Annotated in this window: 22 protein-coding genes; 12 read left to right on the plus strand and 10 right to left on the minus strand. The window is 63.5% G+C overall.

The window, feature by feature from the left end; genetic code table 11:
• Nucleotides 1–43: 43 nt before the first annotated feature.
• Nucleotides 44–904, minus strand: a complete 861-nt coding sequence (locus tag BG457_RS03685; protein WP_084657453.1) for an alpha/beta fold hydrolase — start codon at nt 902–904, stop codon at nt 44–46.
• A gap of 72 nt (nt 905–976) precedes the next feature.
• On the minus strand, nt 977–1,600 hold the full coding sequence (locus tag BG457_RS03690) for a helix-turn-helix domain-containing protein (protein ID WP_071795655.1): 624 nt from the start codon (nt 1,598–1,600) through the stop codon (nt 977–979).
• 63 nt (nt 1,601–1,663) lie between these two features.
• Here BG457_RS03690 and BG457_RS03695 point away from each other — a divergent pair, with 63 nt between their 5' ends.
• From BG457_RS03695 to BG457_RS03715, 5 genes are all read left to right on the plus strand, one after another.
• On the plus strand, nt 1,664–3,175 hold the full coding sequence (locus BG457_RS03695; RefSeq protein WP_071795656.1) for a class I adenylate-forming enzyme family protein: 1,512 nt from the start codon (nt 1,664–1,666) through the stop codon (nt 3,173–3,175).
• Nucleotides 3,172–3,807: a DsbA family oxidoreductase gene (locus tag BG457_RS03700; protein ID WP_071795657.1), complete on the plus strand. Its 636-nt coding sequence runs from the start codon at nt 3,172–3,174 to the stop codon at nt 3,805–3,807. Before BG457_RS03695 ends, BG457_RS03700 begins: the two co-directional genes overlap by 4 nt.
• Entirely contained in the window at nt 3,804–5,027 is a 1,224-nt protein-coding gene (locus BG457_RS03705; RefSeq protein WP_071795658.1) for a multidrug effflux MFS transporter, read from the plus strand. The genes BG457_RS03700 and BG457_RS03705 overlap by 4 nt, the downstream gene beginning before the upstream one ends.
• 66 nt (nt 5,028–5,093) lie before the next feature.
• On the plus strand, nt 5,094–5,948 hold the full coding sequence (locus BG457_RS03710) for an SPFH domain-containing protein (protein ID WP_071795659.1): 855 nt from the start codon (nt 5,094–5,096) through the stop codon (nt 5,946–5,948).
• A 3-nt stretch (nt 5,949–5,951) separates the two neighbouring features.
• Complete coding sequence (locus BG457_RS03715) at nt 5,952–6,287, plus strand: hypothetical protein (protein WP_071795660.1); 336 nt, start codon at nt 5,952–5,954, stop codon at nt 6,285–6,287.
• Nucleotides 6,288–6,348: 61 nt separating this feature from the next.
• Here BG457_RS03715 and BG457_RS03720 read toward each other — a convergent pair whose 3' ends face one another.
• Entirely contained in the window at nt 6,349–7,365 is a 1,017-nt protein-coding gene (locus BG457_RS03720) for a ribose-phosphate pyrophosphokinase (RefSeq protein ID WP_071795661.1), read from the minus strand.
• Between the two features lie 90 nt (nt 7,366–7,455).
• Between BG457_RS03720 and BG457_RS03725 the strand changes: the two genes are divergently transcribed.
• Nucleotides 7,456–8,052, plus strand: coding sequence for a 2-hydroxychromene-2-carboxylate isomerase (locus tag BG457_RS03725; RefSeq protein ID WP_139257534.1), 597 nt, complete (start codon nt 7,456–7,458; stop codon nt 8,050–8,052).
• A gap of 60 nt (nt 8,053–8,112) precedes the next feature.
• Here BG457_RS03725 and BG457_RS03730 read toward each other — a convergent pair whose 3' ends face one another.
• The gene (locus tag BG457_RS03730) at nt 8,113–8,439 is read right to left on the minus strand and encodes a DUF6280 family protein (protein WP_071796032.1); all 327 of its coding nucleotides are present in this window, start codon (nt 8,437–8,439) and stop codon (nt 8,113–8,115) included.
• Between the two features lie 208 nt (nt 8,440–8,647).
• On the opposite strand from BG457_RS03730, the gene efp reads away from it, so the two are divergent.
• Nucleotides 8,648–9,211: an elongation factor P gene (gene efp / locus BG457_RS03735; RefSeq protein WP_071795663.1), complete on the plus strand. Its 564-nt coding sequence runs from the start codon at nt 8,648–8,650 to the stop codon at nt 9,209–9,211.
• 68 nt (nt 9,212–9,279) lie between these two features.
• Entirely contained in the window at nt 9,280–10,497 is a 1,218-nt protein-coding gene (locus tag BG457_RS03740; RefSeq protein WP_071795664.1) for an META domain-containing protein, read from the plus strand.
• On the opposite strand, the gene BG457_RS03745 is transcribed toward BG457_RS03740, so the two are convergent.
• The gene (locus BG457_RS03745) at nt 10,494–10,964 is read right to left on the minus strand and encodes an Lrp/AsnC family transcriptional regulator (protein ID WP_071795665.1); all 471 of its coding nucleotides are present in this window, start codon (nt 10,962–10,964) and stop codon (nt 10,494–10,496) included. The two genes, BG457_RS03740 and BG457_RS03745, sit on opposite strands and share 4 nt — an antisense overlap.
• Nucleotides 10,965–11,080: 116 nt before the next feature.
• On the opposite strand from BG457_RS03745, the gene putA reads away from it, so the two are divergent.
• The gene (gene putA / locus BG457_RS03750) at nt 11,081–14,479 is read left to right on the plus strand and encodes a bifunctional proline dehydrogenase/L-glutamate gamma-semialdehyde dehydrogenase PutA (protein ID WP_071795666.1); all 3,399 of its coding nucleotides are present in this window, start codon (nt 11,081–11,083) and stop codon (nt 14,477–14,479) included.
• Between the two features lie 72 nt (nt 14,480–14,551).
• Here the strand turns inward: putA and ispG are convergent, their stop codons facing one another.
• The 4 genes from ispG to BG457_RS03770 all read right to left on the minus strand — a co-directional run bounded on the left by ispG (nt 14,552) and on the right by BG457_RS03770 (nt 19,086).
• Nucleotides 14,552–15,676, minus strand: coding sequence for a flavodoxin-dependent (E)-4-hydroxy-3-methylbut-2-enyl-diphosphate synthase (ispG, locus tag BG457_RS03755; protein ID WP_071795667.1), 1,125 nt, complete (start codon nt 15,674–15,676; stop codon nt 14,552–14,554).
• 208 nt (nt 15,677–15,884) lie between these two features.
• The gene (locus BG457_RS03760; protein ID WP_071795668.1) at nt 15,885–17,105 is read right to left on the minus strand and encodes a RodZ domain-containing protein; all 1,221 of its coding nucleotides are present in this window, start codon (nt 17,103–17,105) and stop codon (nt 15,885–15,887) included.
• A gap of 126 nt (nt 17,106–17,231) precedes the next feature.
• Complete coding sequence (gene hemA / locus BG457_RS03765; RefSeq protein ID WP_071795669.1) at nt 17,232–18,455, minus strand: 5-aminolevulinate synthase; 1,224 nt, start codon at nt 18,453–18,455, stop codon at nt 17,232–17,234.
• A gap of 229 nt (nt 18,456–18,684) precedes the next feature.
• Nucleotides 18,685–19,086: a hypothetical protein gene (locus BG457_RS03770; RefSeq protein ID WP_139257535.1), complete on the minus strand. Its 402-nt coding sequence runs from the start codon at nt 19,084–19,086 to the stop codon at nt 18,685–18,687.
• A 117-nt stretch (nt 19,087–19,203) separates the two neighbouring features.
• Between BG457_RS03770 and BG457_RS03775 the strand changes: the two genes are divergently transcribed.
• From BG457_RS03775 to cobS, 3 genes are all read left to right on the plus strand, one after another.
• Nucleotides 19,204–20,589 carry a M20/M25/M40 family metallo-hydrolase gene (locus BG457_RS03775; RefSeq protein ID WP_071795671.1) on the plus strand — a complete coding sequence of 462 codons (1,386 nt, stop codon included), beginning with the start codon at nt 19,204–19,206 and terminating at the stop codon, nt 20,587–20,589.
• Between the two features lie 5 nt (nt 20,590–20,594).
• Nucleotides 20,595–21,776, plus strand: a complete 1,182-nt coding sequence (locus tag BG457_RS03780) for a cytochrome P450 (protein ID WP_071796033.1) — start codon at nt 20,595–20,597, stop codon at nt 21,774–21,776.
• A gap of 76 nt (nt 21,777–21,852) precedes the next feature.
• A complete protein-coding gene (gene cobS, locus BG457_RS03785; protein WP_071795672.1) occupies nt 21,853–22,824 on the plus strand; it encodes a cobaltochelatase subunit CobS in 972 nt (323 codons plus the stop codon).
• Between the two features lie 95 nt (nt 22,825–22,919).
• Here the strand turns inward: cobS and BG457_RS03790 are convergent, their stop codons facing one another.
• Nucleotides 22,920–24,128: a DUF6895 family protein gene (locus tag BG457_RS03790; RefSeq protein WP_071795673.1), complete on the minus strand. Its 1,209-nt coding sequence runs from the start codon at nt 24,126–24,128 to the stop codon at nt 22,920–22,922.
• Nucleotides 24,129–24,203: the final 75 nt, after the last annotated feature.

The raw sequence follows: 24,203 nt of genomic DNA on the forward strand, positions 1-24,203 counted from the left end.
GGCGGGTGCACGGGGCCGAAAGGTCACTGACGGCAAACCGGACTCAGACCTTGCCCCTGCGCACCTGAACCGCAATCCGCCCGGCAATTTCAGGGATTCTCGGCAAGGGTATCTCATGCCCGGTATTGGCAAGAACCGTAAGCGATGCACCAGATATGCCATCGGCGATGGCTCTCCCGTTCTCGATGGGCAGGATCGGATCCTCGGCCCCATGAAGAACCAGGACGGGGCATCTGATTTCGCGAAAACGCCCTGTCCAGTCCTCGCGGGTCGATACTGTGGCATGGTTGAACATGCTCGGCAGGCTGTGGGTTCGTGACATCACGCGATTGACGCGCGCCCTTTCGCGAACCTCATCGAAGGGCGTGCCCGTTCCGGCGCAGAGTCTTTCACTTTCGACGAGAAAATCCGCCACAGCGGTCTGATCCAACCAGTCGAGCGCACCAAGCGCGCTGAAATGGTCCAGAAATGCCTGAGAGATATGTGGCAGTTCGACACCATCCCAACCAAGCGGCTCGGATGCGATCAGGGTCAGCGACACCACGCGCTCCGCCCGCGCGACTGCCAGCATCTGCGCGATGTACCCGCCAAGCGACATCCCGGCGACATGCGCTTTGTCGATCCCATAGGCATCAAGGATGGCAATGGCATCGTCAGCCAGATCCTCCACCGCATACGTTGCCTGCCCCGGCGGCACCGTCGTTGACTGCCCGGTATCACGATGATCAAAACGGATCACATAGAGCCCGCATTCGGCCAGCGCTGTACAGAATTCATCATGCCATCCAAGCATGGATGCCGTGGCTCCCATGATCAGTAGCAAAGGCGGATCACCCGGATCCCCGAAGGCTTCCGTCGCCAGAGTGACGCTCTGATGCTGAACCAAACGCGTCTTGCGCATCATTCTCGCCCCTGCACCCTGCTTCCAAAGCCTTGCCTCTGTACCCTCGGAGGCAAAGTACTCTTTCCCAGCCCTTCACGCCAGCGACGTCACCCATAATATCTGCGCATCCTCGCGCGAGAGCGACACGACATTATGCCCCATGCTCGCATCATAATAGGCACTGTCCCCACGCTTCATATCGACAGGCGCATAGAACTCGGTAAACAGCCGCACCTCGCCCGTCAGCACATAGAGAAACTCTTCCCCGCCATGCCGCACCCAGCCATCGAAATCCTCCATCGACCGGGCACGCACCCGCGCCTGATAGGGCAGCATCTTCTTCGCCGTCAGCTGCGCCGCCAGCAGCCGGTGATCATAGGTCGGCGTCGGTTGCGCCTGCCCTTCATCACTGCGCGTCACCGCCATGCGCCCGCTGGCTGCGGGCCGCTCGGGCGGGGTGAAAAGCTGCGGCACCGAGATTTCCAGCCCCTGCGCCAGTTTCTTCAGCGCGTCATAGGTGGGCGACATCTGCCCGTTCTCGATCTTGGAGAGCGTCGAGCGCGCCAGCCCCGCCGATTTCGCGGCCCTCTCCAGCGTCCAGCCGCGTGCCTTGCGCAGATCGCGCACGCGGGCGGCCAGATCGATGGGATGGGCAGGCTCCAGCGCCGTCCCGCCACGGGAAACATTCAGGGCAGACAAGGGGTCGCGTGCGCTCATGCTTTCCCATAGCCTCGGGCGCATGGGCTTGCAACTGACAGTTGGCGGGCGTAGCTCTTGGCCATGTTGTCCCTGACCGACCCCGACACCGCACATCCGCCCTGCCCCGCGCCCTTCAACATGGCGCGCTATGTGCTGGCCGCAGGCAGCGCCACCCCCGACAAGATCGCGCTGCAGATCCTGCGCAGCAGCGGTGCCGAACGCTGGTCCTATGCCCGACTGATCGCAGCAGTGCGCGGCACCGGCACCGGGCTCTTGCGCGCAGGGCCGGAACCTGGCGCCCGCGTCCTGCTGCGTCTGGGAAACACCGTGGATTTCCCCATCGCTTACTTGGGTGCGCTGGCCGCAGGGCTGGTGCCGGTGCCGACCTCAACGCAACTTACCGCGCCAGAGATCACCCGTATCGCCCATGAGATCGCCCCCGCGCTGGTGCTCGCAGGCGAGGGCGTGACCCTGCCCGATCACCCCGCCCCGGTCCTGACCCTCGACGCCTTGCGCGCCATGCAGGCCCTGCCCCCCTGCGACTGGCATATGGGCGCGCCCGACCGCCCCGGCTATATCATCTACACATCGGGCAGCGGCGGCAGCCCGCGCGCCGTGATCCATGCCCATCGCGCGATCTGGGCGCGGCGGATGATGTGGGACGGCTGGTACGGGCTGCCCCCGGATGACCGCATGCTCCATGCCGGGGCCTTCAACTGGACCTATACGCTCGGCACCGGGCTGATGGACCCATGGGCCATCGGCGCAACCGCCCTGATCCCCGAGCAGGGTGCGCCGCTGGGGCTGATGCTGAAACGCTTTGACGCGACCCTTTTCGCCGCCGTGCCCGGCGTCTATCGCCAGCTTCTCAAAGACGGTCGCAAGCTCGATCTGCCCCGCCTGCGCCACGGGCTTTCAGCGGGCGAGAAACTGCCCGACCTCACCCGCGCAGCTTGGCGCGACGCGACCGGTCGCGAGATCTATGAGGCGCTGGGCATGTCGGAATGCTCGACCTATGTCTCGGCCAGCCCCGCGCGGCCCGCACCGGCAGGCAGCGCAGGCTATCCGCAACCCGGACGCAGGCTTGCGGTCCTCGACCCCGAGGGTCAGCCTGTCGCACGCGAGGACGCGGGCGTGCTCGCCATCCATCGCAGCGATCCGGGCCTGATGCTGGGCTATCTGGCCACGGACGGCCCCGACCTGCCCCTGCAGGGCGACTGGTTCCTGACCGGCGACCGCGTGCAGATGGCCGCAGATGGCGCACTCAGCTATCTCGGACGCGACGACGATATGATGAATGCAGGCGGCTTCCGCGTCTCGCCGCTGGAGGTTGAGCGCGCCTTGGCCGACCATCCCGGCATCACGGAAATCGCCTGCACCGAAGTCACCCTGCGCGCGGGCGTGAGCGTGATCGCCGCCTTTTATACCGGACCCGAACCCCTGCCCGAGGAGGCGCTGACCGCCCATGCCGCCGAACGTCTGGCCCGCTACAAACAGCCGCGCCTCTATCGCCATTGCGACACCCTGCCGCGCAATCCCAATGGCAAACTCTCCCGCCGCAAATTGCGCGAAACCTTCGAGGCTATGACATGATCCCGCTCGACATCTATTCCGATCCGATCTGCCCCTGGTGCTATATCGGCAAGGCCCGGCTCGACCGCGCGCTGGAGTCGCGCCCCGATCATCCCTTTGAAATCCGCTGGCACCCGTTCCAGCTCAACCCCGACATGCCGCCGGAAGGCATGTCGCGTGATGAATACATGGCGCTGAAATTCGGCGATGCGCAGGGCATTCTCGCCGCCCACCGCCCGGTGATCGAAGCCGCCGAGGATGCGGGTATCACGTTTGATTTTCCCGCAATTACCCGCACCCCCAGCACGCTGGATGCACATCGCCTGATCCACTGGGCCGGGCTGGAGGGGCGGCAGAACGCGATGGTCGCGGCGCTTTTCCGCGCCTATTTCCGCGAAGGACGCGATATCGGGGATCATGACACGCTTCTGGACCTCGCCCGCCAGAGCGGGCTCGATGCAGCGCTGATCGAACGCCTTCTTGGCACCGACGCCGATGCGAACCTGATCCGCGAGGCCGACCGCATGGCCCGCGCGCGCGGCATTTCCGGGGTGCCGTTTTTCATCATCGACGGAAAATATGCGGTCTCGGGTGCGCAGCCAGTGCAGGTCTGGCAGAACGTCATCGACGAATTGACCGGCCCACCCGCATGATCACGCGGCTGACGCCCACCAAACCGCTGCGCTTCGGCGAGTTTGTGGCGCTCATGGCGCTGATGATGGCCTCGGTTGCCTTCTCGCTCGATGCGATGCTGCCTGCCCTGCCGCAGATCGGGCAGGAACTTTCCCCCGACGCGCCCGCGCGCGGCCAGTTGGTGATCACCAGCTTCGTCTTGGGGCTGGGGCTCGGAACACTGATATGCGGTCCGGTCTCGGATGCCTATGGGCGCAAATCCGTGCTGCTGGTGGGTATCGCGCTCTATCTGCTGGGGGCGGTGCTTGCCATCATGGCCCAAAGCATCGAGATGCTGCTGGCTGCGCGATTTCTGCAAGGGGTGGGCGGAGCCGCGCCGCGCGTCGTCGCCACTGCCATGATCCGCGATCTCTATGAAGGGCGGATCATGGCGCGCGTCACCTCGATCATCATGACGCTTTTCGTGCTGGTGCCCGCCCTTGCCCCGTCCATCGGGGCCGGGATCATGTGGATCTCGCATTGGCGGATGATCTTTCTCGCCTTCGTGGTCTTCGGTCTGGTCGCGGCACTCTGGCTGACCCTGCGCCAGCCCGAAACCCTGCCCCCCGAGCGCCGCCGCCCGCTCAGACCCCGCAGGATCGGCGCGGCTCTGGTCGAGATCACCACCAATCCGCATGTCATGGTCTATGTGCTGGCGCTGACCTTCGCCTTCGCGCCGCTTTATGTCTGGCTTTCAAACCTGCCGATGATCTTTGATGATGTCTATGACCGGGCCAGCACCTTCCCCTTCTGGTTTGCGCTGACCGCCGTGATCGCGGGCACGGCCAGCGTCAGCAACGCGCATCTGGTGCTGCGCTTCGGGATGCAGCGCATCGCGACGCTGGGCTTTCTGTGGCAACTCTCGATCTCGCTGATTTTTCTCGGACTGATCACACTCGGCCTGCCCGCGCCCTGGGATTTCGGATTGTTCATCGGCTTCATGTGCGCGGGCTTCTTCTCGATCGGGCTGACCTTCGGCAATCTGAACGCGCTGGCCATGCAGCCACTGGGCCATATCGCCGGGATCGGGGCATCGGTGGTGATGTCCTTTTCGACCATCTTCGCAGGCCTGATCGCGGTTCCGATCTCTCTGGCCTATGACGGCACGCCGATACCGCTGATTGCCGGTATGGTGCTCTGTGCGGCGGCGGCCCTTGCACTGATGCTGATCGCGCGCCACATTGTGGTGCAAGACGCATGATTACCCCGCGCAGCACATCCCGGCCGATCTGGCACCTGCGCCGCAACCCGTTTGAAGAGGACGCTTATGGAACTCATTCTTGCTCTTGTCGTACTGCTGGTGCTGATCGTCCTGCTGGGATTGAAAATCGTGCCTCAGGCGCAGAATTACGTGATCACGCGCCTTGGCGCCTATCACCGCACATTGGACGCAGGCGTGAATGTGATCGTGCCCTTCCTCGACCGCGTGCATTCGAAAGTGCCGGTCAATGATCAGGTGCTCAACGATATCTCGCTCGAAGTGGTTTCCGCCGATAACGTGGTCTTCGGCGCGCAATTGCTGGTGGTCTACCGGATCGAGAACCCGGAAGCGGCGGTCTTCCGCGTGAACAATATCGACAGTCTGGTGATCGGGCTTGTGCAGTCGCTGGTGCGCTCGGAACTGGGCAAGGTAGAGCTGGATCAGGTCCAGTCTGACCGTGGCTCGCTGAATGTGGCGCTGCTCGAAGCGCTGGAAGATGCAGGCCAGACCTACGGCATCCGCATCTCGCGCTCGGAAATCACCGATGTCCGGCTGAACGAGACCACGCAAAAGGCCATGGCCGAGGTTCTGGCCGCCGAACGCGAGCGCCGCGCGGCGATCACCCGCGCCGAAGGGGTGCGCCGCGCGACCGAACTCAACGCCGATGCCGAACTCTATGAAGCCCAGCGCCGTGCCGACGCAATCCGCGCCATCGCCGAGGCCAATGCCGAAGCGAACCGCGTGATCGCGGCCTCGATGTCCGGCGAGAATGCCCGCGAAGCGCTGACCTTCCAGACCGCGCGGATGCAGGTCGAGGCGCTGGAAGGTCTGGCAAAATCCGACAATGCCAAACTCATCATGCTGCCCGGCGGGCCGTCAAACTCCTTCCGCGAGGCCGCAGCCATCCTCAAGGAGATGTAAGCCATGGACCTGTTTGCCCTGCCCGACTGGACAATCTGGGGCCTGATCGCGGCGTTTCTGCTGATCGTCGAGATGCTGACCGTCGCCTATGTGGCGCTCGGTTTCGCAGCGGGCGCAGCCGTGGCGGGGCTTGTCGTCTGGCTGGTGCCGGGGCTGCATATCTTCCTGCAGGGGCTGATCTGGGCCAGTGTGGGGCTTGCGGTCTGGCTGGGCCTCTCGCGCTGGAACCGCCAGCGCCGCGCCGCGCGACGCGATATCAACGATTTCGACTCGCGCGACGCCCTGCCGCCCTCGGAACGGTCGCGCCCAAAGATGCGCCCGCAGGGCGAGAACGACTGAAGCGCCTGCGCCGCGACCTGCCCCCAGGGTATCGGGGCGGGAGCGCAGCAACAGCCGCAGATCAGAGCCCGTAAAGCCCTTCATAAATCGGCGACAAGGTTTCGGTGTCAAAAAGCGACGAGACCGAGGTGCCTTTCCATGTGTTCAGAATGCCTTGTGCAAACATCGGCGCCGTGGGCACGATGCGGATATTTGGCGCGGCGGTCACGGCCTCCGTGGGCGCGATGGAATCGGTGATCACCAGCGATTTCATCACCGAATTGGTGATCCGCTCGACCGCCGGGCCAGACATAACCCCATGCGTGATATAGCTGTGCACTTCGGTCGCGCCTGCCTCGACCAGCACCTCGGCGGCCTTGCAGAGCGTGCCCGCCGTGTCGCAGATATCATCGACGATGATACAGATCTTGCCCTTCACCTCGCCGATCACCGTCATCTCGGCAATCTCGCCCGGCTTCTCCCGCCGCTTGTCAACAATGGCCAGCGCGCAGCCGATACGCTTGGCCAGTTCGCGCGCGCGCGCCACGCCGCCCACATCCGGCGACACGATCACCACATCCTGCAGGCGCCCCTTGAAGTGATGCATCACATCAAGCGAGAAGACCGGCGCAGCATAGAGGTTGTCCACAGGAATATCGAAGAAGCCCTGAATCTGCGCGGCATGCAGATCCAGTGTGAGAATACGCTCGATCCCCGCCTGGGTGATCATATTCGCGACCAGCTTTGCCGAAATCGGCGTGCGCGCCTTGGTGCGGCGATCCTGCCTTGCATAGCCGAAATAGGGAATGACCGCCGTGATCCGCCCTGCTGACGAGCGTTTCAGCGCATCCGCGATGATCAGAAGCTCCATCAGATGGTCATTGGCGGGTTTCGAGGTCGACTGGATGATGAACATGTCCTCGCCCCGGACATTCTCGAAAACCTCGACGAAAACCTCGCCGTCATTGAACCGCTCGACGCGCGCATCCACGGGGGCGACGGACATGCCGCGATGCAGCGACATGCGCCGCGCAATCGCCTTGGCCAGCGGCACATTGGAGTTACCAGCGATCAGCTTGGGTTCGGAACGTTCGATCATCAGGCGGTCCTTGGGGATTCGGAGATGTTGACACCGCTTATCACCCCGTTACGGTCTTGCAAACCTGCAGCCTGCGACAGGACGCGCACCGTGACACAGATCGACTATTACCTGAGCCCGATTTCCCCCTGGACCCATATGACAGGCACCCGGCCTGCCGAGATCGCCGCTGCCGCTGGCGTTGCGATCCGCTACAAGCCGGTAGATCCGACCGCGCTCTTCCAGCGCACCGGCGGCAAGATCCTCGCCGAGCGCCATGAGAGCCGCAAAGCCTACCGGATGCAGGAACTGGCGCGCTGGTCGAAACTGCTTGGATTGCCGATCAATCTGCGACCGGCCTTTTTCCCGGCGAACCCTGCCCCGGCCTCTTATGCCATCATCGCCGCGCAGGAAACCGGCGGGGGCGATATGGCCGCGCTGGTCACAGGGCTGACCCGCGCCTGCTGGGAAGAAGAACGCAATATCGCCGAGGATGAGGTGATCCGCGACTGCCTCTCCGCTGCGGGTTTCGATCCGGCCCTGTCCTTCAGCGGCATGCTGCAAGGCGCCGAAATCTACCCGCGCAATCTGGAAGAGGCCGTCGCCGACGGCGTGTTCGGCGTGCCCTTCTTCAAGGTCGGCGAGGCCGCTTTCTGGGGGCAGGACCGGCTGGATTTCCTCGCCGAGCATCTGGGCGTCAGCCGCTGACAAAAAGCCAGGGCCCTGTCCAATGACAGGGCCCCGGCTTTTTCGCGCGTCCCGGCAGTCTCAGGCGGCTTCGGCCTCTGCCGCTGCAGCAGCATTGCGACGCTCGCTTTCCTCGCGCGACAGTGCAACCGAGGTGCGCACGCCTTTGGCCACGAATTCCATCAGACCAGAGACCACGCGCTCGTTCGGGTCGATGCCAGCACAGCTCAGCACTTCACGCCCGTCGCGCGAGCGTGCCCAGCGGGCGATCTGCTCAGGCCCGTTGCCGTATTTCTTGTCATCCGCAATCGCATCATCCAGCGCAGCCAGTACGACAGCTGCAAACAGTTTCCGGGCGCGGGCGCCTTGCTCATGGGTAAAGGCCGTTCCATCCGCCGCATCAAACATCATCTCGTCCTTTGTTCTTGCTCTTGCATTCACCGCTCGAGCCTGCATACGCGGTTTCATCGTCGATTCGCTACTCCGATGATGCATACCACCCATGCAAATTCTGCATATCAGCTGATTTCCGCGACAATATCGCGTTCTTGCGCGGCACCAGTCCCCGCGATATAGGAATGGCAACGAAAACATCAAGTTTTGCACAAGGTTTCTCATGCCAAAGATCAACGGTAACGAAATTCGGCCCGGCAATGTGCTGGAACATGACGGCGGTCTTTGGGCCGCGGTCAAGGTCAGCCATGTCAAGCCCGGCAAGGGCGGTGCCTTTGCACAGGTCGAAATGAAGAACCTGCGCGACGGGCGCAAGCTGAACGAGCGCTTCCGCTCGGACGACAAGGTCGAACGCGTCCGGCTGGAACAGAAGGATCAGCAGTTTCTCTATGAAAGCGACGGTCGGCTGGTCGTGATGGATATGGAAACCTATGAGCAGGTCGAACTGGATGCCGAAATCCTGGGCGAGCGCCGCCCTTTCCTGCAGGACGGCATGACCGTAACCGTCGAATATTACGGCGAGGAAGCGCTGAACGTGGCTCTGCCGCAGAAAGTCGTGTGCAAGGTCGTGGATACCGAACCCGTGGTCAAGGGCCAGACTGCCGCCAACAGCTTCAAGCCCGCTGTTCTGGACAATGGCGTGCGCGTTCTGGTCCCGCCCTTTGTCGGCCCGGACGAAGATATCGTCGTCAATACGGAAACCTTTGAATACAGCGAACGCGCCTGATCCGGGGGCGCGGGGGGCGCCCTCGTCGCCAGGTCGGGCGCTGTCCATCGCGAAAGACGGAGCTTGACATGCGCCTCGCGCCTCTGGCCGCCACCGCCCTCAGTCTCTCGGCACTTCTTGCGCAGGCGCAGGCAGCCTCGATCTCGCTGGGCTGGGACAGTCCGGCGTCCGCGGGCACAGAGGCCGTGCTCACATTCCGCACCAGCACAGGCACCACAAATCTCAGCCTCCGCCACGCCCTGCCCGAGGGCGCGGTCGGGCATGAGTTCGTCCTTCCGCACCTGCCGCGCGGGACACAGACGCTGCAGGCAGGGCTGGCACAGGATGGAAGGGTGATCGCGCAGGGGCCCGTCCAGCCGCTCGATGGCGACACCACCCGCACTGCAGAGCAACGACTTCACCCCGACCTGGCGCTTGGCTTCGCCGATATCTGGCAATGTGGCGAGGGGGCCCCGCTACGCGTGAGCCATGACGGCGCATCGCTGCGCCTGAAACGGAATGGTCTGGAAGCGCTCGTCGACCCGCTGCAGGATCAGGACGAGGCGTTCGCCAACGCGGCCGGGTACAGATTCATCCTCGACGGCAATCGCGCACAACTGAACTGGCAAGGCAGCCCCGAGGAAGAGTGCGAAGCCGCGCTCTTCCCTCCCATCCTGCCCATGGTCGCACGCGCCCGCAGCGGGGACTGGCAGATCGAACTGCAGCGCGATCAGGCACTGATTACAGTTCCGGGGCTGGAAGAGACCAGCCTTTCAACCAGCGGCCTGACGATTTCGGCCCCGCGCGATGGCAGCGTCTCGCTACAAGGAAACGCGCTGGCGCTGCATATGACCGAAGACCCTTGCAGGCTTGGCAGCGCCGATCTGATCTACCCTGTCACGGCCCATCTGCGCATCGACACCACCGCCACCCTGCCCGAGGGCTGCGCGGGCGATCCCCTCAGCCTGCTTGCGGGCGAGCCTTGGCGCGTCACCAGCCTTCTGGGGATTCCGTTGGCACTGGCGCAAGGCGCCGAGATGACGCTGGAACTGAACGACAACCGCCTCTCGGGCCGCGCCACCTGCAACCGCTATGTCGCCCAGGCCCGGATCGACGAGGACCGGCTGGATTTCCATGATCTCGGCACGACCCGCCTGCCCTGCCCGCTGGATCTGGGCGCGCTGGAACAGCGCTTTCTGGATGCGCTCGAAGCCGCAACGGGCTTCGGGATCAGCACGGGCGGCATGCTGACTCTGCGTGCAGGCCCGATGCCCCTGCTGACCGCAAGACGCAAACCCGCGCCTTAGAAGACCGGCGCTTCACCGGTCTCCTTGACGGCTTCCATCACCACATGGGTCGAGGTCGAGGTGATATGCGGCAAGCCCGAAATATGCTCGGCCAGCACCCTGCGATAGGATGCGATATCGCTGCTGCGCACTTTCAGCAGATAGTCGAATGCCCCCGCGATCAGATGACATTCCTCGATCTCGGGCACCCTGCGCACGGCTTCGTTAAAGGCCCGCAGCGCCGCCTCGCGCGTGTCCGACAGCTTGATCTCGACGAAAGCGATATGGGCCGCATTGACCTGATGCGGGTCAATCATGGCGCGATAGCCGATGATCACGCCCTGCTCTTCCAGCCGCTTCAGCCGCGCCTGGGTCGGCGATTTGGTCAGCCCGATCCGGTCTGCCAGTTCGGTCACGCTCATGCGGCCATTCACTGCCAGATGCCGCAGGATGGCATGGTCGAATGTGTCCAGCTTAACGCGGTTCATTTGGCTGCATTTCCTTCAAAAGACAGTATTCTTGCCTGATCTTCGCTGGAAATAAGGCGACATGCAACAGAGTTTTCTGCGATCATCAGAGTATCGTCCCGCCAGGAGACTCATCTATGCCCAGCGCTTCGCCTCTGCCAACTGCCATCAGTCACGACATCCTGCGCGACGAGGGCGCGGTACTGGACGCCGCGATCAGGAGCGTAGCTCTTGACGCCTATGCCCGCAAGGCCATCGCCACCCGCGCGACCGCATTGGTCGAAGATATCCGCCGCAGCGACACCCCCGGCCTGATGGAGGTTTTCCTCGCCGAATATGGCCTTTCCACCGATGAGGGTATCGCGCTGATGTGTCTGGCCGAAGCGCTCTTGCGCGTGCCCGATGCTGCCACCATCGACGATCTGATCGAGGACAAGATCGCCCCTTCCGACTGGGGCCGCCATCTGGGCAGATCCTCATCCAGCCTTGTCAATGCCTCAACCTGGGCGCTGATGCTGACCGGCAAGGTGCTGGACGAGCGCGGCAACAGTGCCGCAGCCACGCTGCGCGGGGCGGTCAAGCGGCTGGGCGAGCCGGTGATCCGCACCGCCGTCGCCCGCGCCATGAAGGAAATGGGGCGGCAATTCGTGCTGGGCGAAACCATCGACGCCGCCATGATGCGCGCAAAGGGCATGGAAGCCAAAGGCTACAGCTATTCCTATGACATGCTGGGCGAGGCCGCGCGCACCGGCGCGGATGCCGCGCGCTACCACACTGCCTATGCCAAAGCGATCCGCGCCATCGGCGCGCGCGCAGGCGGCAATGATATCCGCAGCAATCCGGGCATTTCGGTCAAGCTCTCGGCGCTGCACCCGCGCTATGAGCTGGGCCAGCGCGACCGGGTGATGCGCGAACTGGTCCCGCGCGTGCGCGAACTGGCACGGCTGGCCGCAGCACTGGGTCTGGGCTTCAATATCGACGCGGAAGAAGCCGACCGGCTGGCGCTCTCGCTCGACGTGATCGACGCCGTGCTCTCTGACAACGCGCTTGAGGGCTGGGACGGGTTCGGCGTGGTGGTGCAGGCTTACGGGCCGCGCGCGGGCGATGTGATCGACTTCCTGCATGCCCGCGCCGAAACCCTTGACCGCAAACTGATGGTGCGGCTGGTGAAGGGCGCCTATTGGGACACCGAAATCAAGCGCGCGCAGGTGCTCGGGCTTGAGGGGTTCCCGGTGCTGACCCAGAAGGTCGGAACGGATGTGCATTACATCGCCTGCGCCCGCAAATTGCTGGAGATGCGCGCCCGCCTCTACCCGCAATTCGCCACCCATAACGCGCATACGGTTGCCGCTGTGCTGCATATGGCCGAAGAGATGGGCGTCAGCGCGCTGGATTATGAATTCCAGCGCCTGCATGGCATGGGCGAGGCGCTGCATGATCTGGTGCTCTCGCGCGAAGGCACGCGCTGCCGCATCTACGCCCCGGTGGGCGCGCATAAGGACCTGCTCGCCTATCTGGTGCGCCGCTTGCTGGAGAATGGTGCAAATTCCTCTTTCGTGAACCAGATCGTGGATGAGGATGTGCCCGCCGCAGAAGTCGCAGCCTGCCCGTTCGAGGCGCTCGAAAACCTGCCGCGCGGGGTGAACCCGAAAATCGCGACCGGGCCGGATCTGTTCGGCGCGGAGCGCCGCAATGCCAAGGGCTGGGATATCACTGATGCGCGCGATCTGGATGCGATCGCGCAGGCGCGCGACCCATGGCACTCGGCGCGGTTCTCGGCAGGTCCGCTGATTGCGGGCAAGGCCACGGGCGAAAACCCCTATGAGGCGCGCAATCCCGCCGACCCGGCGGATCTGATCGGGCATGTCACACCCGCCGCGCCCTCCGATATCGCAACCGCTCTCGCCGCCGCGCAGCCCTGGAACGCAGATGTCAGCCTGCGCAGGCGGGCGCTGTTGCGCGCCGCCGACCTCTATGAAGCGCATTTCGGCGAGATCTTCGCCATCCTTGCCCGCGAAGCCGGGAAAACTCCGCTGGACGCTGTGGGCGAGTTGCGCGAAGCGGTGGATTTCCTGCGCTATTACGCGACCGAGGCCGGAAAACTCTCGACCAGGGCGCGCGGAGTTTTCACCTGCATCAGCCCGTGGAATTTCCCGCTCGCGATCTTCACCGGCCAGATTGCAGGCGCGCTTGCCACAGGCAATGGCGTGCTGGCCAAACCCGCCGAGCAGACCCCTCTGATCGCGCATCTGGCCACGCGCCTGCTGCATGAGGCCGGAGTGCCGCGCGAGGTGCTGCAACTGCTTCCGGGAGAAGGCGCGCGCGTGGGCGCCGCGCTCACCTCGGATCCGCTTGTGGCGGGCGTAGCTTTCACCGGCTCGACCGAAACCGCATTGCGCATCCGCCGCGCGATGGCCGAACACATGGCCCCCGGTGCGCCGCTGATCGCCGAAACCGGCGGTCTGAATGCGATGATCGTGGACAGCACCGCCCTGCCCGAACAGGCGGTGCGTGACGTTCTGGCCTCTTCCTTCCAGTCCGCAGGACAACGCTGCTCGGCGCTGCGCTGCCTCTATGTGCAGGAAGATATCGCGGAAGAGTTCCGCAAGATGCTGTTCGGCGCGATGGATGAATTGCGGCTCGGCAACCCCTGGGACTATGCGACCGATGTTGGCCCGGTCATTGACGACAAGGCGCGCAGCCAGATCGCGGAGTATATCGAGACCGCCCGCGCAGACGGGCGGGTGCTGCATGAACTACCGCCCCACGCGGGCGGGATCTTCGTGCCCCCGGTCGTCATCTCCGTGCCCGGCATCGCCGCGCTGGAGCGCGAGGTCTTTGGCCCGGTCCTGCATCTCGCAACCTTCAAGGCGGCCGAGATTGACAAGGTGATCGACGCGATCAACGCCACCGGCTACGGGCTGACATTTGGCCTGCATACGCGGATCGACTCGCGCGTGCAGCATGTGGTCGAGCGCGTGCAGGTGGGCAATGTCTATGTCAACCGCAACCAGATCGGCGCCATCGTCGGCAGCCAGCCCTTTGGCGGCGAAGGGCTGTCGGGCACCGGCCCCAAAGCGGGCGGGCCGCATTATCTGCGCCGCTTCACCCATGCGCCCGCCGGTTCGCCCCTCCCCTCTGGTCCTGCGGCCACTGTGCAGGAAATGCCCGGACCAACGGGCGAATCGAACCGCCTGCGCCATGCGCCGCGCGCGCCGCTCCTCTGCCTCGGGCCGGGGCGTGACAAGGCAGAGGCGCAGCGCGCGGCTGTGCTGGCGCTGGGGGGAAGCGCGCTGGTGCAGGACATGACTGCCGCAGAATTGTCAGAGGCGTCAGGCTTTTCCGGGGTGATTTTCTGGGGCGCGGATGACGAGGCGCGCGCCATCGCTGAAGCGCTCGCTGCGCGCGAGGGGCCGATCCTGCCGCTGATCACCGACATGCCCGATGCCGGGCATGTGTTTCTGGAGCGCCATCTCTGCGTGGATACAACCGCTTCGGGCGGCAATGCGCAGCTTCTGGCCGCGATGGGGGATTAAGACAAACCAAGCCGGGGGGCGCTGCCCCCCGCACCCCCCGGAGTATTTTCGGCAAGATGAAACGCGCAAGCGTTACTCTGCGGCTTTCGGCATCGCCGCCTCGATCTCGGCGGCCTTGCGCTCGACCTGCTCGACAATATGGGCAACCATCTGATCATTGCTCAGCTTGTGGCTCTGCCTGCCCGCCAGATAGACCATGCCCGACCCGGCGCCGCCGCCGGTGAAGCCCACATCGGTCATCAGCGCCTCGCCGGGGCCATTGACCACGCAGCCAATGATCGAAAGGCTCATCGGCGTCTTGATATGCGCCAGCCGCTCTTCGAGGATGGCGACCGTCTTGATCACGTCAAACCCCTGCCGCGCGCAGGAGGGGCAGGAAATGATATTCACGCCCCGGTGCCGCAGCCCCAGCGATTTGAGGATCTCATAGCCGATCTTCACCTCTTCGACCGGATCGGCGGAAAGCGAGACCCGGATCGTATCCCCGATCCCCATCCACAGCAGATTGCCCAGCCCGATGGCGGATTTCACTGTGCCAGAGATCATCCCCCCGGCCTCGGTAATACCCAGATGGATCGGCGCATCCGTCGCCTCTGCCAGCCCCATATAGGCGGCGGAGGCGAGGAACACATCCGACGCTTTCACGCTGATCTTGAATTCATGGAAATCATTATCCTGCAGGATGCGGATATGATCGAGCCCGCTCTCGATCATCGCATCCGGGCAGGGCTCGCCATATTTCTCCAGCAGGTGCCTTTCCAGCGATCCGGCATTGACACCGATCCGGATCGAGCAGCCATGATCGCGCGCAGCCTTGATCACCTCGCGCACGCGACCCGCATCGCCGATATTGCCCGGATTGATCCGCAGACAGGCGGCACCGGCCTCGGCGGCCTCAATGGCGCGTTTGTAGTGAAAATGGATATCCGCCACGATCGGCACCGGGCTTTCGCGCACCACCTCGCGCAGCGCACGGCTCGCATCCGTATCCGGCACCGAGACCCGTACGATATCGGCCCCCGCCTCGGCACAGGCCAGAACCTGCCGGATGGTCGCAGGCGCATCGCCGGAATCGGTGTTGGTCATGGTCTGCACGCTGATCGGCGCGCCGCCCCCCACCGGGACAGACCCCACCATGATCTGACGCGATTTGCGCCGGTCAATATTGCGCCAGGGGCGGATATGGTTGTGATCCATGTGTCGAAGACCCGTTCAAGCTGTCGCGCCAAGTTATGCCAATCGCCCCGGTGCAGCAATGGGCCCACCACCCCGACCGGAAGAAAAGGCCCGGGCTGATGCCACGGGCCAGAAAAAGGACTACAGCGCCAAGACTACCAGATCACAGGCCGGAACGCCGCATCTTTAAGCGGCAGTCACCTGAACGTGACAGCACCGGCACATGTCCTCAGTTCTCGGCCTGCGCCACGGCGATGAAATCGCGCAAAGCCTGATCCCCATCGGGATCTGCCAATGCAAACCGCTCGGTCACGGCATCCGGCGAAAGCGCGATCTGATCGACCACCTGCGCGCCGGGGGCGGTCGGGCCGAAGGCCTGACCATCGACAATCATATAGACCGAGCCGGAATTGCCCGCGCGCAGCGTCGCCGGGGCTTCGGATTGCGGTACTGTATAGCGCTCGCCCGCATCCAGCACTTTCTCAAAAAGCGTGGTGCCATCCGCCGCGCGCACCCGTATCCAGCTTGGCCGCACAGCCAGAATCTCGACCATTGCAGGCCCGTCCTGCGTCACACGCACCGTTTCGGACGTCGTGATCTGCCCTTCGGCCTCCAGCAAGGCCTGATCAATCGCCGCGCGGAAAGTCACATCCTCGCCGCCCTGGGCTGACGCCCGCGGATTGATCGCGGCGATCGGACCATCACGCGACACGACGACCGGCGCATCCAGCGCTTCGGGCCGATAGTTGCGCACCACGCCCTGCGCCGCAACTTGCGGGCTGTCCGTGTCTGAGGGCAGCCGCAGCGCCGGTTCCTCGACCACGCTCATGCGCGGGGCAGCCCCGGACAGCACCGGATCAAGATCGGCCAGCACTTCGGGCGGCTGATCAGCGGGGGCGAGATTGACGCGCTGCAATTCGCGCAGAACAGTCCAGCCGCCAAAGGTGATGCCGACGATCAGAAAGATCATCACGGCAACAGAGCCGATGCCAACAGGATCCAGACGATGCCAGAACGGATCAGGTTCCGCTGCCATCTTGGTGCGCGCCAGCAATCCTTGCGAGAAATCGCGCGCGGCGACCGGCTGGCTGATGACCTTGTTCCCGGAGGGGCCGCGACTCAGCTCTGTCGTGACCGCAAATCCGGTCTCGGCGCAGAATTTCGCATAGGACCAGTCCGGGTCCATGCCCAGATAGCGCGCATAGGAGCGCACATAGCCCGCCACGAAACTGGCCGCCTCAAAGGCCGACAGATCACCCGCTTCGATGGCTGCGATATAGGTTGCGCGAATATGCAATTCGCGCTGCACATCCAGAAGCGACTTGCCCAGAGTCGCCCGCTCGCCGCGCATCAGATCGCCAAGACGAACCTCGAAATCATCGAATCCGACCGCAGTCTCGCTGTTTTGATATGCGTCATCTGATCTGGGCTTACCGCCAAACCACTTCATTGCCCGCCCTTTACCGCCTTGTATATAGGTCTGCACTCGACTCACCGGGCGCACGGGTTTCTTCGACCAGTGTCGCCTCCGCCCAGACTATAAGAGTTTCACGGCGATTTGAAGCTTTATCGGTGCTCAGGCGGAAATTTCGGCGCGATTCAGCGCACAATGCGACCAGAGCCCATCCATTGCGCGCACAAGATCATCGATCATGCGCGGTGTATGCACAGGCGAGGGCGTGAAGCGCAGCCGCTCGGTGCCGCGCGGCACTGTGGGGAAGTTGATCGGCTGGGCATAAATCCCGTAGCGCGCAAGCAACATATCCGAGATCGCCTTGCAATGCACCGGATCGCCGACATGGACCGGCACGATGTGGCTGCCGTGATCAATGATCGGCATCCCCAGCCCGCGCAGACGCATTTTCAGAATGCGCGCATGCTCCTGCTGCTTGTCGCGCAGATGCTGGGCGGTCTTGAGAAACTCCACCGAGGCCTCTGCCCCGGCCACAACAGCCGGCGGCAGCGAGGTCGAGAAGATGAAACCCGGCGCATAGGAGCGCACCGCGTCGCACATCTTTGCAGAGGCCGCGATATAGCCCCCCTGCACGCCATAGGCCTTGGCGAGCGTGCCGTTGATGATGTCGATCCGCCCCATCAGCCCGTCGCGCTCGGCCACCCCGGCGCCACGCGGGCCATACATGCCGACCGCGTGCACCTCGTCGATATAGGTCAGTGCGCCAAACTCATCGGCCAGATCGCAGATCGCCTCGATCGGCCCGAAATCACCATCCATCGAATAGATCGACTCAAACGCGATCAGCTTGGGCGCGGCGGGGTCATCGGCGGCCAGCAATTCGCGCAGATGCGCGACATCATTATGCCGGAAAATCCTCTTCGCGCCGCCATTGCGCCGCACACCTTCGATCATCGACGCATGATTCAGCGCGTCCGAATAGATGATCAGCCCCGGAAACAGTTTCGGCAGGGTCGAAAGCGTCGCATCATTGGCGATATAGGCCGAGGTAAAGACCAGCGCCGCCTCTTTCTGGTGCAGATCGGCCAGCGAAGCTTCCAGACGCTTGTGATAGACCGTCGTGCCGGAAATATTGCGCGTACCACCAGACCCCGCGCCTGTGGCATCGAGCGCTTCATGCATGGCGTCCAGAACGACTTTCTGCTGGCCCATGCCCAGATAGTCATTGCCGCACCACACCACGATATCCTGCTTACTGCCATCCGGACGGGTCCAGACAGCATGCGGGAAAAACCCCTTGCGCCGCTCGATATCGATAAAGGTGCGATAGCGGCCTTCTTCGTGAAGACGATTCAGGGCCGTGTCGAGCGCTGCAGTATAGTCCAAGGCCTTCTCCCTCGCGTTTCAGCTAGGTATATTCGCATCTGTCTATCTTCCTTCACCCGGAAAAGCAAAGAAAGAGTGGGTTACACGTCATTATACTGAATTATAGACGCCCGAGCACTTAGACATATGACTTAGATCAATTCCAGATCAGATTCGTCAAACAGGGGGCGCCGCGACGCTGTGTCGCGAATCGCCCCCTCTGCCTGCTGCCAGCTCGGGGCGCGGGCTGTCAGCGCGGCGCGACTTCCAGAACGACCTGACAGGCTGGCCCGCCATTGCGGGCGGCATTGCACGCGCCCAACGCCGCATCGCGCGCGGATCCGATATCGGGCAGCCCCGAAATCGCACTGGCAGAGGCCACCGGCATGCCCGCGCGCACGAATCCCTCATCCGGCGCAACCGCAAGCGCGGCAAAACCGCTGCCCTCGGGGATGAAGATGGACAGCGCCTCCGGGTTCTGCCCGACCAGACGCAGGGTCAGCAATTCCTCCTCGGACAGGAACCCATGCGCCAGCACCGTAACCTCAGCCCCGTCAAGCTGGTACTGCTCGGCTCCCGGTTGCTGCGCCAGCGCCATCGAGGACAAAGCCAGCGCCACAACCCCGGCCAGAACACTCTTTACACGTCTCATCTTTCCCTCACCAGAATCACTTTCCATTGCGCGGGACTATAGCCTCTGCGTCAGGTCTGGACAGCCCCGGACGCTCTGCTACTTTCGCGCGAAACACGCACAACCGGAGGCCCCGAAATGAGCACAGCCCTGACCCCCGTTCTGGACCGGATCGACCAGGATCTGCCCCAGGCGCTCGTCCGCCTCTCGGAGCTGCTGCGAATCCCGTCCATCTCGACCGATCCCGCGCATAAGGCCGATGTGGCGCAAGCTGCCGACTGGCTGGTCAATGACCTGAATACACTGGGTTTTGACGCCCGCAAGGATGCCACACCGGGCCATCCGATGGTCGTGGCCAAGGGCGGCGCAGAGGCGGGTCCGCATCTGCTGTTCTACGGGCATTATGACGTGCAGCCGGTCGATCCGCTGGATCTGTGGCACAGCGACCCTTTTACCCCGCAGATCGAGGACACGCCCAACGGAAAAGTGATCCGCGCGCGCGGCGCTTCCGACGACAAGGGCCAGCTCATGACCTTTATCGAGGCCTGCCGCGCCTGGCTTGCGGTGCACGGGACGCTGCCAGTGAAACTGACCTTCTGCCTTGAAGGCGAGGAAGAAAGCGGCTCGCCCTCGCTCGTGCCCTATCTCAAGGCGAATGCCGAGGCGCTGAAAGCCGATATCGCCCTGATCTGTGACACCGGCCTCTTTGACGCGCAGACCCCCGGCATCACCACCATGCTGCGCGGGCTGATGGGCGATGAGGTGATCATCCACGGCCCCGCCCGCGACCTTCATTCCGGCGCTTTCGGCGGCGCGGCGATGAACCCCGCGCGGGTTCTGGCGCGGGTTCTGGCCGGGCTGCACGACGATCAGGGCCGCGTCACCCTGCCCGGCTTCTACGACGATGTGCCCGAAATCTCAGACGACTTGCGCGCCCAATGGGAAGGGCTTGGCTTCGACGCCGAGGCGTTTCTCGGATCTGTCGGTCTGAACCTGCCCGCAGGCGAGGCCGGGCGCAGCGCGCTGGAAATGATCTGGTCGCGCCCGACCTGCGAAATCAACGGCATGATCTCGGGCTATACCGGCACCGGCTTCAAGACCGTGCTGCCCGCCCGCGCCTCGGCCAAGGTCAGCTTCCGGCTGGTGGGCCAGCAGGATCCCCACAAGATCCGCGCGGCCTTCCGCGACTATGTGACCGCCCAGATCCCCGCCGACTGCCGGGTAGAGTTCATCGCCCATGGCGCCTCGCCCGCCTCGGTCATGGAAACCGGCCATCCGGCGTTTGAGGCCGCGCGTCAGGCCCTCTCTGACGAATGGCCCAAACCCGCCGCCTTTGTCGGTGCGGGCGGGTCGATCCCGATTGCAGGGTATTTCAAGACCATTCTCGGCATGGATTCCATGCTGATCGGCTTTGCCAAGGATGATGACCAGATACACTCGCCAAATGAAAAGTATGATCTGGACAGCTTCCACCGCGGAATCCGGTCCTGGGCGCGCATTATTGACGCTGTTTCAAAGGCTTGAAGCGCGTGCTTGAGTCACTTCCGCAAGTCGCGCAAAACCCGGTCGATGTTGCATTTGTGCAAGATCCCTATGCCTCATATGACCAGTGGCGCGCGCTTGGGCCGCTGGTTTATTGGCAGGATTACGCCCTGCCCTGCGCGGTCAGCTATGCTGCCGCCAATGCCATCCTGCGCGACCGCCGCTTCGGTCGTGTGCCACTGGAACCGGTCTCTCCACCGGACCACCTTGCGCCCTTCTACGCGATCGAGGCGCATTCCATGCTGGAACTCGAACCCCCGCAGCACACGCGCCTGCGCAATCTGGTGCTGCGCGCCTTCACTTCACGCCGCATCACCGGGCTGGCGCCCGAAATCGAAACCCTCTGCGCTGAGCTGTTGGCCAAATGCCCCGACGGCCCGTTCGACCTGATCACCGAATTTGCCCAGCCCCTGCCGGTCATCATCATTGCCCGGCTTCTGGGCGTGCCCGACAGCATGGCGCCGGATCTGCTGCGCTGGTCGCATGCGATGGTCGGCATGTATCAGGCCGGCCGGACCCGCGCGGATGAGGATCGTGCCGTGGCCGCCAGCCGCGAATTCGTGGATTTCCTGCGTTTCTATATCGACAGCCGCCGCACGGATCCGCGCGATGATCTGATCACGCAGCTGATCGCGGCGGAAGAGGACGGCCAGACCCTCAGCACCGATGAGATGATCTCGACCTGCATCCTGCTTCTGAATGCAGGCCATGAAGCGACTGTTCACAGCCTTGGTAATGCGGTCAAGACGCTGATCGAGACCGGGCATTACGGCACCACCCCGGTCAGTGACGCATTGGTCGAGGAATGTCTGCGCTTTGACCCGGCGCTGCATCTCTTCACCCGCTGGGCTTATGACGATATCGACGTCATGGGCCGCATCATCCCCAAGGGCACGCAGATCGCATGCCTTCTGGGTGCCGCCAATCGCTGCCCCAAACACTGGGACATGGCAGCAGAGTTCAACCCCTCGCGCACGCCAAAGCCCAATCTGACCTTCGGGGCCGGGCTCCATTTCTGCCTTGGCGCGCCACTCGCGCGGCTGGAGATGCGCCTTGCACTGCAGGCCCTGACCCGCGCCCTGCCCCGGCTGGACCTGACAGAGCCCCCGCGCTATGGCGATATCTACCATTTCCACGGGCTTTCACGCCTGATGGTCGCGCCGGTCTAGCCCCTTTCCCTTGCACCTTCGCCCGATATGTTTCACATCAGGCACAACAGCTTTTGACAGGCGGGACGACAGGAACATGACGGCACAAGACAAACCCACCGAAGAAATCTCGGTTCGCGACATATTCGGGATCGATTCGGAGATGAAGGTCAAGGCATTTGCCGAGCCCACAGACCGCGTGCCCGCCATCGACCCCACCTATAAATTCGACCCCGATACCACGCTCGCGATTCTGGCAGGCTTTGCCTATAACCGCCGCGTCATGATCCAGGGCTATCACGGCACCGGCAAATCCACCCATATCGAACAGGTCGCCGCACGGCTGAACTGGCCTGCAGTGCGGGTCAATCTCGACAGCCATATCTCGCGCATCGACATGATCGGCAAGGATGCGATCAAGCTGCGGGACGGGGTGCAGGTCACTGAATTTCAGGAAGGTATCCTGCCTTGGGCGCTGCGCAACCCGGTTGCCATCGTCTTTGACGAATATGATGCAGGCCGCCCCGATGTGATGTTCGTCATCCAGCGCGTGCTGGAACATGACGGCAAGCTGACGCTGCTGGACCAGAACGAGATCATCACCCCGCACCCCTCCTTCCGGCTGTTCGCGACCGCGAATACCGTCGGTCTGGGCGACACGACCGGGCTCTATCACGGGGTGCAGCAGATCAATCAGGCGCAGATGGACCGCTGGTCGCTGGTGGCCACTCTGAACTATCTCAGCCATGACGCGGAAACCGCCATCGTGCTGGCCAAGAACCCGGCCTATAACACCGCCAAGGGACGGCAGGAAATCAGCCAGATGGTGACCGTGGCCGACCTGACGCGCACGGCCTTCATGAATGGCGATCTGTCCACGGTCATGTCCCCCCGCACCGTGATCAACTGGGCCGAGAATGCGCGCATCTTCCGCTCGATCGGCTATGCGTTCCGGCTCTCATTCCTCAACAAATGCGACGAGCTGGAACGCCAGACCGTGGCCGAATTCTATCAGCGCTGCTTTGACGAGGAACTGCCCGAATCCGCCGTCAGCACCGCGCTGGGCTGACCAGAACCAGGCCGGGGGCTGCCGCCCCCGGACCCCCGCGAGTATTTGACGCAAGAAAATGCAGGGCGCCGCAGATCAAGGATCGCGGCCTCTGGTCATGCAGCTTTGGGTGCGACAATCGCCCGTGCCATATCGCTGAACACTTCGAGATCCGCGCGGAACTGCTTTTCAACGCCGGTGGTGCGCGCCGCCATCATCTCGTCCGTCCAGTGCCCGACCAACCCGGTCTGCGGATCGGTCAGACGCCGGACATGCGTCCGGATCGCCGCCCGGATCACCCGGTCAAAGCCCCCGTCACGATCCATCACATCTGTCACCGCCAGCGCGCGCGGCAATTCATAGCTGTTGAAGGCGCGCAGCGCCGTGCCCCATTCGACCGCATGCTCCGCTGTCTCGGGCAAAAGCTGCGGCGCAGCCCCGTCAAGCCAGCCATGGCGTTCGGTCAGCACCAGCAGCGCAAGCCCCACCAGAGTGGTGTGGTAATTGGCAACCCAGTCCTGATCCAGCCCGCTATAGGCCATCTCGGCATCCGGATCGAAACGCGGCCCGGCAATATAGGACGCATCGCCATTGCGCGCCACGATCCAGTCAAGGATCAGCCGCGCATCGGCGCCGTTCACCTGCCCCGAGAGGCCGAGACAGATCAGAAATTCCAGCACGATATCCGAATTTTCCTCGGCCATGAACCGGACGATCTGCAAGGCCGTGCTGTCCGGATCCATCCTCATATCCGGGGCGCGCGCGAATTGCGGGGCCACGACACCGAAATTGCGCAGGAAAAGCACGTCATGGGTCAGCGCATAGGCCTCCGCCAGCGTGCAATCAAAAGGTGTCGGCGGATGGGCCAGCGCGCTTGTCGCAAGAATGGCGCGGGCGTCCAGACACTCCGGGCAACGCCCCGTCAGGGTCAGGAACTGCCACAAATCCATCAGACGATGCGCGCTGCGCTCTACCCCCATGACCTGCGGACAGGCCAGCACGGCATCAAGCGCGGCAAAGGTCTCACGACTGGCTGCGCCGCGCGCAATCACAAAGCCAATCGGTGCAGAGTAAAGCAACAACTGGCGCGGGTTGCGGCGCAGGAGACTGTGATAGTCCGGATGATTTGCAATGCGGGTGATGAAGTCCCCGATTTCGGGGGCAAGCCCGTCGCCCTCGATATAGGCATAGATGGCAAGTTCCGCGAAAGCCTTGCGGCGGGTATAGGCCGCTTTCTTCTCGGTCCAGATCAACGGGTCGAAATTGGCCAGATTGTCCAGCACCCAGCCAGATGCGCGCGCGCGCAAACTCTTGAAATCACGCATGGAGAAACCCCTTGGAATGAAAATTCATGTCCCCGTGGCGAGGGCGGGAAGCCCGCCCTCGCCGGTCCTGTCGGA

Origin of the sequence: Natronohydrobacter thiooxidans (assembly GCF_001884735.1) — a bacterium.
Taxonomy (GTDB): Bacteria; Pseudomonadota; Alphaproteobacteria; order Rhodobacterales; family Rhodobacteraceae; genus Roseinatronobacter; species Roseinatronobacter thiooxidans_A.